At 71.0% G+C, this 10,295-nt stretch carries 8 protein-coding genes; 5 read left to right on the top strand and 3 right to left on the bottom strand.

Going from position 1 to position 10,295, the window contains the following annotated elements:
- Positions 1-85 precede the first annotated feature (85 nt).
- Positions 86-967: a CAP domain-containing protein gene (locus tag ABZU75_RS42805; protein ID WP_355568012.1), complete on the bottom strand. Its 882-nt coding sequence runs from the start codon at positions 965-967 to the stop codon at positions 86-88.
- 335 nt (positions 968-1,302) lie between these two features.
- Between ABZU75_RS42805 and ABZU75_RS42800 the strand changes: the two genes are divergently transcribed.
- A complete protein-coding gene (locus ABZU75_RS42800; protein ID WP_355568009.1) occupies positions 1,303-2,700 on the top strand; it encodes an MFS transporter in 1,398 nt (465 codons plus the stop codon).
- Positions 2,701-2,764: 64 nt separating this feature from the next.
- On the opposite strand, the gene ABZU75_RS42795 is transcribed toward ABZU75_RS42800, so the two are convergent.
- Positions 2,765-3,313 carry a DUF1707 and FHA domain-containing protein gene (locus ABZU75_RS42795; protein ID WP_350914725.1) on the bottom strand — a complete coding sequence of 183 codons (549 nt, stop codon included), beginning with the start codon at positions 3,311-3,313 and terminating at the stop codon, positions 2,765-2,767.
- Positions 3,314-3,401: 88 nt separating this feature from the next.
- Here ABZU75_RS42795 and ABZU75_RS42790 point away from each other — a divergent pair, with 88 nt between their 5' ends.
- The 3 genes from ABZU75_RS42790 (at position 3,402) to ABZU75_RS42780 (ending at position 7,432) form a co-directional block, all read left to right on the top strand.
- Positions 3,402-3,923 carry a PadR family transcriptional regulator gene (locus ABZU75_RS42790; protein ID WP_350966208.1) on the top strand — a complete coding sequence of 174 codons (522 nt, stop codon included), beginning with the start codon at positions 3,402-3,404 and terminating at the stop codon, positions 3,921-3,923.
- A gap of 139 nt (positions 3,924-4,062) precedes the next feature.
- The gene (locus ABZU75_RS42785) at positions 4,063-4,770 is read left to right on the top strand and encodes an ABC transporter ATP-binding protein (protein WP_355568004.1); all 708 of its coding nucleotides are present in this window, start codon (positions 4,063-4,065) and stop codon (positions 4,768-4,770) included.
- A gap of 40 nt (positions 4,771-4,810) precedes the next feature.
- Positions 4,811-7,432, top strand: a complete 2,622-nt coding sequence (locus tag ABZU75_RS42780; protein WP_355568001.1) for an FtsX-like permease family protein — start codon at positions 4,811-4,813, stop codon at positions 7,430-7,432.
- A gap of 89 nt (positions 7,433-7,521) precedes the next feature.
- Here the strand turns inward: ABZU75_RS42780 and ABZU75_RS42775 are convergent, their stop codons facing one another.
- Positions 7,522-8,376: a hypothetical protein gene (locus tag ABZU75_RS42775; protein WP_350914735.1), complete on the bottom strand. Its 855-nt coding sequence runs from the start codon at positions 8,374-8,376 to the stop codon at positions 7,522-7,524.
- A 232-nt stretch (positions 8,377-8,608) separates the two neighbouring features.
- Here ABZU75_RS42775 and serA point away from each other — a divergent pair, with 232 nt between their 5' ends.
- The gene (gene serA / locus ABZU75_RS42770) at positions 8,609-10,198 is read left to right on the top strand and encodes a phosphoglycerate dehydrogenase (protein ID WP_355567997.1); all 1,590 of its coding nucleotides are present in this window, start codon (positions 8,609-8,611) and stop codon (positions 10,196-10,198) included.
- Positions 10,199-10,295 lie beyond the last annotated feature (97 nt).

Here is a 10,295-nt window from a genome sequence, read left to right as displayed (position 1 = left end):
CCCGCCCCGGCCGGGGCGGGAGAGCCGGTCGGACGCCGGGTCCGGCCGGGCTGGGCGCCCGCCCGGATCCGGTGCCCGGTGATGCTCAGTGCTTGGCGAAGTTCTGGGTCCAGTAGATGCCCTGGGAGCCGGTGGCCACGCCCACCCCGAGATGGGTGTAGGCGCAGTTCATGATGTTGGCCCGGTGACCGGAGCTGTCCATCCAACCCTTCACCACTTCGGCAGGGGTGCGCTGGCCCCTCGCGATGTTCTCGGCCCAGGCACGCATCGGGCTGAACCCGCTCGCCTTGATGCGGGCGGTCATGTCCCGGCCGTCGAGTGAGGTGTGGCTGAAGTAGTTCTTGGCCGCCATGTCGTCGGAGTGGCCCTGCGCGGCCGAGCGCAGCTGGGGGTCGGAGACGAGTGGAGCGCAGCCGCCCTTCTGTCGCTCGGCGTTGGTCAGGCGCACCACCTCCTCGGAGACGGCGGACCCTCCTCCCGGTGCGGGGGTGGGGGCGGTGCTGGTGGGGGACGGTGCCGGTGTCGGCTTGGTGGTGGCAGTCGGGGTGGGGGCCGGGGCGGTGGAGGTGGAGCTCGGGGTCGGGGTGGCCGCGGGGGAGCAGGCGAGCCTGGCGGCCTTGGAACGGCTGACGTTGCCCCGGTAGTCGGTGACGACGGAGTAGTAGACGCCGGGGGCGCACGCCAGTCTCACGGTCACCCGCCCGTTGGTCCCGCGCAGGGAGGCGCTCTTGACGACCGGGTCGGCGCCGGCCACGGCGCGCTTGATGCGGATGCGGACCAGCGCGGTGTCGTCGCAGCCCAGCCGGGCGGCGGAGGCCTGGATCCGTCCCGCCGCGGTGACGTACGGCTTGGCGGCGTACACGCGGCACTCGGCCGGCGGGGCGGCCGCGGCGTGCGCGGTGGCGATCGGCGTGCTGAGGGCCGCCAGGCTCCCGAGGCACAGCAGTACCCCTAGCGGTCTGCGCATGTCGGTTCCTCCAGTTGGTGAGACGCTGGACGGTTCCGCATTCTGTCGGGGACAGATCGGCCTTGTCAGCAAATTACCGACATTAATTATGGGCTCCAGGTAAACCGGAGTGATCACATAGGCGTCTGGGGCCGGCGATGCACCGGTCCAAATTGGGGGCGACCTACCGTGGAAAGCCCCTTTGTGGCCTGTCTGAGCTGGACATTCATGACATCGGCCGGTATAGAGATCGACTGGGCCGGGTGCGGCGAAGGGTGCCCCTCGGAGCGGAAGGGAAAAAATATTCACGTTGCCCGGGGCCTACCAAGCGGTCACTCGCTGCGATTGAATGTGGCATGATCTCCCCGGCGCCATCCCCCGCCGTCGTCACCGTGCCGCGCGGCGTGCGCATCGGCTACGGTGTCGGCTCAATCTGCACCGCGACCTTCTCCACCGTCCCCGGGCTGCTGCTGCTCTTCTACATGACGAACGTGCTGGCGGTTCCCGCCTGGATCGCCGGGGTGGTGGCCTTCCTCCCCAAGCTCTGGGACATGTTCATCAACCCCTGGGTGGGTCAGCGCTCCGACCGGACGGTCTCCCGCTTCGGGGCCCGCCGCCCGTGGATGCTGCTGGGCGCGCTCACCCTGCCGGTGACCTTCGCGCTCACCTTCGTGGGCCCTCCGCTCACCGGCCTGTCCGCCGCGCTGTACGTCGGCCTCTGTTACTTCCTCACCGCGACGGCCTATGCCTTCTACGAGGTGCCGTACAAGGCGATGCCGGCGGAGATGACCGACGACTACCACGAGCGCTCCTCCCTGCTGCAGTGGAAGATGGTCTTCGTCGGTCTGGGGATCCTGCTCTCCGGGGCCATCGCGCCGATGATCGCGGGCACCGAGGTCTCCGGCTACCGGACGATGGGGCTGGTCGTCGGCGCGGCGCTGCTGCTGTCGATGCTCGCCGCCTTCTTCGGCACGGCCCGCGCCCCGATGGTCGCGCGGGCCGAGGCGGAGCCGTCGCTCGGCGCCCAGTTCACCGCCGCCCGCTCGAACGGGACGTTCATGGTGCTGCTCGGCCTGAGCTGCGCCCAGATGCTCGCGGCCGGGATCATGCTGGCCGGCTCGCCGTACTTCGCCACCTACACGCTGGGTGATCCGGCGGCGACCACCACGCTCTTCCTGGGCATCGTCGGCCCGCTGCTGATCACCATGCCGCTCTGGGTCTGGCTGTCCAAGCGTTACGACAAGCGCGGGGCGATGATCCTGTCGTCGGCGCTGTTCACGGTGGGCACCGTCGGGATGGCCTTCTCGGGGCCGCTCGGCTCGGCGTACGCGCACGCCTGCGTGCTTCTCGTCGGCATCGGTTACGCGGGTTTCCAGCTGCTGCAGTTCTCGATGCTCTCGGACGTGATCGTCCATGACACGCTGGTCACCGGAAAGCGGCGTGCGGGGGTGTTCACCGGGCTCTGGACCGCCGCCGAGACCGTGGTCTTCGCGTTCGGCGCGCTCATCCTCGGCTGGCTGCTCGGCGCGACCGGATTCGTGGAGTCCGACCCCTCCACACCGGTCGCGCAGCCCGAGTCGGCGACCACGGCCGCGCTGTACGGCGCGACGCTGCTGCCCGCGCTGCTGATGGTGGTCAGCATCCTGCTGACCATGCGCTACACCCTGACCGCGGAGAAACTCAGGGAGGCCGGAGCCGGGGTGACCGAGGCAGTGGAGCCCGAGGCCGGAGCGGCGGAGACCCAGGCCGACTGAGGAAGATGACCGGGCCCGGTTCGGGGCGATCGCGGCCCGGACCCGGGAGGGCCGGGCGGTGGGGTTATGACAACAGCTGAGGCGTGATCATCAGGAAGCCGCAGTCGCCGAAGGAGACGACGTCGCCCGGCCGGACCTTCGCCGGGCCGACCAGGCGCCAGTCGTTCAGCCGGGTGCCGTTCAACGAGCCGAGGTCGACGAGGACCCAGCCGTCCTCGTCGCGGCGGAGCTCGGCGTGCACCCGGGAGACGGTCAGGTCGGCGAGGACCAGGTCGCAGGCGGAGCCCCGGCCCACCACGTAGCGGGCCCGGTCGTCGGCGGGCAGTGCCAGCCTGGGCAGTCTGGGACGCCGCCAGGCCGACTCCACCCGCTTGGTGAAGTCGGAGGCCGAGGCGACGACCTCGGTGATCATGCGGCGGAACCGGCCGCGTTGCGGCAGGTCGGCGACGAGATTGTCGAGTTCACCCTGGTTGCGCGCTCGCAGGGCCATATCGACGCGACCGAGGAACGTGTCGTGCGACAGATGCCCCTCGACAGCACGGTCACGGAGCTCGTTGATCGCACGATCGCGATCCCCGTCGGAGGCGCGGGACGGGGGATGCGTCGAGCTCATCCTCCGAGTATCGGCCCCAAGGGCGGAACCTGTCCAGAATATGCAGATCTCTTGCAACTGACATACTGGGTATGCATACTCAGTATGTATGGCGATTCGACAAGGGCTCCTCGCCCTGCTGAGCCAGGGACCTCGCTACGGCTACCAGTTGCGCGCCGAGTTCGAGGCGTCGACGGGGGCGACCTGGCCGCTCAACATCGGTCAGGTCTACACGACGCTCTCCCGGATGGAGCGCGACGGCCTGGTGAGCCCCGGCGAGCAGGACGAGCAGGGCCGGGTCGTCTACTCGATCACCGAGGCCGGTCGGGCCGAGATGGAGCGATGGTTCGGCACCCCCGTCGTCCAGTCGGACCGGCCTCGGGACGAACTGGTCATCAAGCTCGCGATGGCGGTCACCGCCGCCGCGGACGTACGGCCGATCATCCAGGCCCAGCGCACCGCGACCATGCGCACGCTGCAGGAGTTCGTCCGCGCCAAGCGCGCGAACGTCGAGGGCCCCGCCCAGCGGCTGGTGCTCGACTCGATGATCTTCCAGGCCGAGGCCGAACAGCGCTGGCTCGACCACTGCGAGGCCGTGCTCACGGCCACTGCCGAACCTCCGACCCCCTAGGCGCGGGCTTTCCGGAAACAGGCCCGGGAACGCCAGGTCCCGGCCACGGGATCTCGACGCGGGCCCTTCAGACGTAGGAGACAGACTTGACATCCTTCCCCCACTCGAATCCAGCGCTCCGGACGCCGGAGGGACCCAGATGACACTCGGCCCCGTCGTGCGGCTCGCCGAGGTGACCCGTACGCACGGTGAAGGCCCGCAGGCCGTGACGGCACTGCGCGGGGTGAGCCTCGACGTCGAGGCCGGAGAGCTGGTCGCGGTGATGGGCCCCTCCGGGTCGGGCAAGTCCACCCTGCTCAACCTCGCCGGGGGTCTGGAGAGGCCCACCTCCGGATCGGTGACCGTCGAGGGCACGCCGCTGGCGAGCCTGTCGGTACGGGAGCTCGCCGGGCTCCGGCGCAGGCACGTGGGCTACGTCTTCCAGGACCTCAACCTGATTCCCTCGCTCACCGCGCTGGAGAACGTGACCCTCCCGCGCGAGCTGGACGGGGTCGCCTTCAAGGCCGCCCGCCGAGAGGCGCTGGAGGTGCTCGCCGAGGTCGGCGTCGGCGAGGTCGCCGACCGCTTCCCCGACGAGATCTCCGGCGGCCAGCGCCAGCGGGTCGCCATCGCCCGCGCGCTGGTCGGGGAGCGGCGACTCCTCCTGGCCGACGAGCCCACCGGCGCGCTGGACACCCCGACCGGCGACGACATCCTCCGGCTGCTGCGCACCCGCTGCGACGCGGGAGCCGCCGTGCTGCTCGTCACCCACGAACCCCGCTACGCCGCCTGGGCCGACCGGGTGGTCTTCCTGCGCGACGGCGAGATCGCCGACTCCACCGCCGTCCCCCTGGAGAGCGCCCGATGAGCGCGCGAACGGACATCCGGCCGCGAGGCGGGAGGAACACATGAGCGCCCTCCTCGCCGCGTTGCGGATCTCCCGCAGGGACGCCCTGCGGGCCGGCGGCCGCAGCGCGCTGATCATGCTGATGATCGGTCTGCCCGTCCTCGTCATCACAGGTTTCCTGACCCTGGTCGAGACCGCTGACATCAACCCCCGCGAGGGCCTCGGCGCGGAGCTCGGCACGGCCGACGCCCTGATCCGGGTCGCCTCGGTACAGGGGGAGGTGAGGCAGGACATCAGAGGCCGGATGTGGTCGAGTAACGGCGAACTCAATGGCCGCGCACCGTTCTGGACGCCGGCCGAGCTAGGAAAGCTCCTCGGGCCCGGGGGCCGGTTTCTCCCGGCGAACGAGGGCAGCGTCGACTACCTGGCCGCCGACGGCCGCGACCACGTGAGCGCGCGCGAGGTGGACCTGCGAGACCCTCTGACGGCGGGAATGTACCGCCTGCTTGAGGGCCGGTTCCCGGCCTCCGCCCAGGAGATCGCGGTGACCTCGGAGCTACTGGGGCGGGGGGCTCGCCTCGGCGCGCCGCTGGGGGTCACGCGGGACAGGAAACCGATGAGGGTCGTCGGTGTGCTCGAGCACCCGCACCGGACCCGTGCCACGGAGATCGTCGGGCTCCCCGGCACCCTGCTCTTCGCCCGGCCAGGAACCCAGGGCACGAACTGGCTGGTCGACACCCCGGGACCGGTCACCGGGGCCGTCGTCCAGCGGCTGAACGCGGTCGGACTCCTGGTCCAGTCCCGCGCCGTCATCGAGAACCCGCCCGACCGCGACTGGCTCACGCCTTCGGGCAATGAGAACCGGCCCGTGGCGATCGGACTCGCCGGGGTCATGATCGTGCTGGAGGTGGTGCTGCTGGCCGGCCCCGCCTTCGCGGTCGGCCTCCGGCGCCGCCGCAGGGAACTCGCGCTGATCGCCGCCCAGGGCGGCTCACCGAGGCAGCTGCGCCTGATCGTCCTCGCCGACGGTGTCGTCCTCGGCGGCGGGGCCGCGGCGCTCGGCCTGGTCCTCGGCGTGGGCCTGGCGTCGCTCTCGGCCGCACTGGAGGCGGGCCGGCTGATCGGCGCGATCGGCCCACTGGAGATCCCCTGGCTCCCGATCGTGGGCGTCACCCTGCTCGGCGCGGGAAGCGGGGTGGTCGCCGCCCTGGTGCCCGCCGTACAGGCGGCCCGGCAGGACGTGGCGGCGGTGCTCGGCGAGCGCCGGAGCATGGTGCGCGACCGGGTGGGCCGCCCGGTGCTGGGCCTGATCCTCCTCGCGGCCGGAGTCGCGGCGACCGTCCTGTCCATCAGGTACGACGTGGTCTGGGTCTTCGCCGCCGCGGTCCTCACCCAGTTCGGGCTGGTCGCACTGGCACCGAGGCTGGTCAGGAGTGCTGCGGCCCTGGCCGCCCGGCTCCCGCTGCCCTTCCGGCTGGCCGCCCGCGACGCCTCCCGCCACCGGGGCCGCACCGCTTCCGCCGTCGCGGCGGTGATGACCGCCACGGCCACGGTCGTCGCGGCCGGCATCGCGGTGAACAGTAACTTCGCCCAGAACCGGGACGCCTTCCAGGCGGTCGTCCCGGCCGGGAGCACGACGATCGAGGCCGGTGAACTCGACGACGACCGGTGGGCCACGCTGAGAGCCACCGTCGGGCGCGTGCTGCCCGGGGTGCCACTGGTCGAGGCCGCCGTGGTCAAGGACACCAGGGGGGCGTCCGTCTGGATGGAAATCCAGCCCACCGCTGAGAACGCGGAGGACGAGAGGAGACGCTTCTATGGAAATCTTCCCATCGGAGACGAACGGCTGCTCACGCTCGTGCAGGGACGGCGGGACCCCGTGGCGGCGGCCGCGCTCGCCTCGGGAAAGGCAGTGGTGTTCGATCCCCGCCTGGTGCGGGACGGGAAGCTCACCCTGAACCCCGTCGTGACGGCGACCGCGGTCCCCCTGGGAGAGACCGTGGTGTTCGACGACGGAATCGCGATACCCAGGAAGATCGTGGTTCCCGCCGTCCTGGCCAGGGCCGCCGATCCCCGGCACGCCGTCGCGGTGCTGCCGCTCGCCGCCGTACGGAACGCCGGGCTGAAGACCGAGCCCCGCGTCCTGTACGTCGACCCGGCCGCACGCCGGCTAACCGAACGGCAGGGAGTGGCGCTGGAATGGGAACTCGCGGCAGTGGTTCCCGGGGCCGACCTCTACGTCGCCGTCGAGCGCGGATTCCAAGGCGACATCGTCCCCGAGATGTGGCTGCTCCTGGGCGCGGCGGTCATCCTGGTGCTGGGTGGCACGTTCGTCGCCACCGGGCTCGCGGCGGCGGACATGCGGCCCGACCTCACCACGATGGCCGCCGTCGGGGCGCCGCCAGGCACACGCAGGCTGGTCGTCGCCGGGCAGGCCGGATTCATCGCGGGGCTTGGCGTGCTGATCGGCGCGGTGGCCGGCGCCGTGACGGGAGTCGCCGCGACCTGGCCTATGACGGTTCGGACACACGGGGTCTTCTCATTCCTCCCGCCGGGCGTGCCGACGGTCGAGATCCCCTGGCTTCTCCTCGCGGCCGTGGTGATCGGTCTGCCGGTGCTGGCGGCTCTGCTGGCGGGGGCGTTCACCCGTGCGAGGGTGACCCTGACCCGCAGGACCGGCTAGCGCCCGCGGCCTCTCGCGGCACGACGCGCTACCTGCCGGTCCCGACTCGTGGGACCGGCGGGAACGTGCGGTGTCCCGCGGGCCCGGAGTCAGTCGGTGACGTCGGCGCAGACCACGTGCGCGCCCAGTTCGACCATCCGCTGCTCGCTGCGGGCGTCGGCGACCCTGGCCATCAGGATCGGCGCCTCGCTCGCGGCGAGCTGCGGCAACCGGGCGCGCACCCCGCGATGGATGTCCCTGACCACGTCCTCGGCCGCCGACATGTGCACCTTCACGTGCAGCATGATTCCCGGGGCGCCGGAGGAGGTGCTGGCCTCGGAGATCCACACGTGATGGACGAGCGGGTAGTCGACGAGCAGGTGCGAGATCGCGGCGCGCAGCGCGGGCAGGATCGGGTGCTCGCACCGCCGGTAGCCGGGATCCACCATCTGCATCGGCCCCGACAGATGGGGCCGGGGCGCGGGGATCCACGGCTGGGCGGGCGCGGCGGGCACCGGCGTTCTCTGCGGGCGCACCGGCGCGGGACGCGAGACCGTGGCCATCGCCCCGGTCGCGTACGCCGTCGGCGTCGCGCTCGACAGCACGGGCGCGGGGCCGCTGCGCTTCGAGAGCAGGTACCGCTGGAGATCCTCGATCGGCACGGCCGCGGCCGCGGGTCCCGCCGCGTCGATCACTATCTCCCGCACGCCGGTGACCCGCTGGATGTCGAGGACCGTGTCGGCGTCGCACGCCGACAGTGAGTGGCCGCCACGGTGCCGCGCGTAGGTGTCCGCCGAGGTGTACCCGAGCAGGACACGCTCACCGGCCTGCGTCGTGCCGAGCACGACGGAGCGGTCAGGTCGCACGGCGACCAGGAGTCCCCATTCGGCAAGCGCCGCCAGCAGCCGGTGCGGCTCGCCGTGCTGCGCGAGTACGTTGCCGAGAGCGGGGTTCCCGATGCTCATATGAGGAACGATAGGTAGTGACCCACGGCTTATCAGGGTAATCGCGAAGTTTTCTTAGGATCAAGACCAACTTGAATTTTTGGCGCATGGGATGCGTCAGGGGCGGGTACCGGCGTGCTGGATCATGGAGGCGGTCGCGTCTCGCATCTCGGGACACTCGTGAATACGTTCACAAGCGCCGATAGACTACGTGAGGTCCGTGCACCCTCACCGCCTAGTAAGGATCCAGCCTGTGAACAAGCCCGTCGTACTGGTCGCCGAGGAACTTTCCGAGGCCGGTCTCGCGGTCCTGGGCGCGGACTTCGAAGTCCGCCACACCGACGGCGCCGACCGTGCCCAGTTCCTGCTCGCGCTCGCCGACGTGGACGCGCTCATCGTGCGCAGCGCCACGCAGGTCGACGCCGAGGCGATCGCCCACGCGCCCAAGCTCCGCGTCGTCGCCCGCGCCGGTGTCGGTCTGGACAACGTCGACGTGGAGGCCGCCACCAAGGCAGGCGTCATGGTGGTCAACGCGCCGACCTCCAACATCACCAGCGCCGCCGAGCACACCGTCGCGCTGATCCTCGCCTCCGCCCGCAACGTCGCCCAGGCGCACTCCGCGCTCAAGGGCGGCGAGTGGAAGCGCTCGAAGTACACCGGCGTGGAGCTCGACGAGAAGGTCGTCGCCATCCTCGGTCTCGGCAAGATCGGCCAGCTGGTCGCGCAGCGCCTCCAGCCGTTCGGCGTCGAGCTGATCGCCTACGACCCCTACCTGCAGCCGGCCCGCGCCGCGCAGATGGGCGTCCGCCTGGTCACGCTGGAGGAGGCCCTGCGCGAGGCCGACTTCATCACGGTGCACCTGCCCAAGTCCAAGGAGACCATCGGCCTCATCGGTGACAGGGAGCTGCACGCGGTCAAGCCGAACGTCCGCCTCATCAACGTCGCCCGCGGCGGCATCATCGACGAGAACGCCCTCTACTCCGCGATCAAGGAGGGCCGCGTCGCCGGGGCCGGCATCGACGTGTTCCCGAAGGAGCCGGTCACCGACAGCCCGCTCTTCGAGCTCGACCAGGTGGTCGTCACCCCGCACCTGGGCGCCTCCACCCACGAGGCCCAGGAGAAGGCCGGCACCCAGGTGGCGCGTAGCGTGAAGCTCGCCCTGGCCGGGGAGTTCGTGCCCGACGCGGTCAACGTCCAGGGCGGCGCCGTCGCCGAGGACGTCAAGCCGGGCCTGCCGCTGGCCGAGAAGCTCGGCCGGGTGTTCACGGCTCTCGCGGGCGAGGTCGCCACCAAGCTCGACGTCGAGGTGCGCGGCGAGATCGCCGCCCACGACGTCCGCGTGCTGGAGCTGGCCGCGCTCAAGGGTGTCTTCACGGACGTGGTCGAGGACTCCGTCACCTACGTCAACGCCCCGCTGCTGGCCAAGGACCGGGGCGTCTCGGTCGAGCTGGTCACCAGCGCCGAGAGCCCCGACTGGCGCAACGTCGTGACGGTCCGCGGCGTCCTCGCCGACGGCCGTGCGGTCTCGGTCTCCGGCACCCTGTCGGGTCCGCGGCAGATCACGAAGATCGTCGAGGTCAACGGCTACCAGATGGAGATCGAGCCGACCGACCACCTGTCGTTCTTCACCTACACCGACCGCCCCGGCGTCGTCGGCGTGGTCGGACGCATCCTCGGCGACCACTCGATCAACATCGCCTCGATGCAGGTGGCCCGGGACGTCAAGGGCGGTAAGGCTCTCATCGCGCTCACCGTCGACACCGCCATCCCGGCCGACGTGATCGACCAGATCGGCGCGGAGATCGGCGCTGACAGCGGCCGCTCGGTCGACCTGGCCGACTAGGGCCTGTCCTGTGGATCTTGCCGTGGCGAGGATCGGTCAGGTGGTGTCTCGCAAGGCGGAGGAGGGAGCCGCAGCGTGCTGCGGTGACCGACGACAA

The organism is Streptosporangium sp. NPDC005286, assembly GCF_040607515.1.
GTDB lineage: Bacteria > Actinomycetota > Actinomycetes > Streptosporangiales > Streptosporangiaceae > Streptosporangium.
The sequence above is the reverse complement of the archived record's forward strand: the minus strand, read 5'-3'. Positions and strand labels throughout refer to the sequence as shown.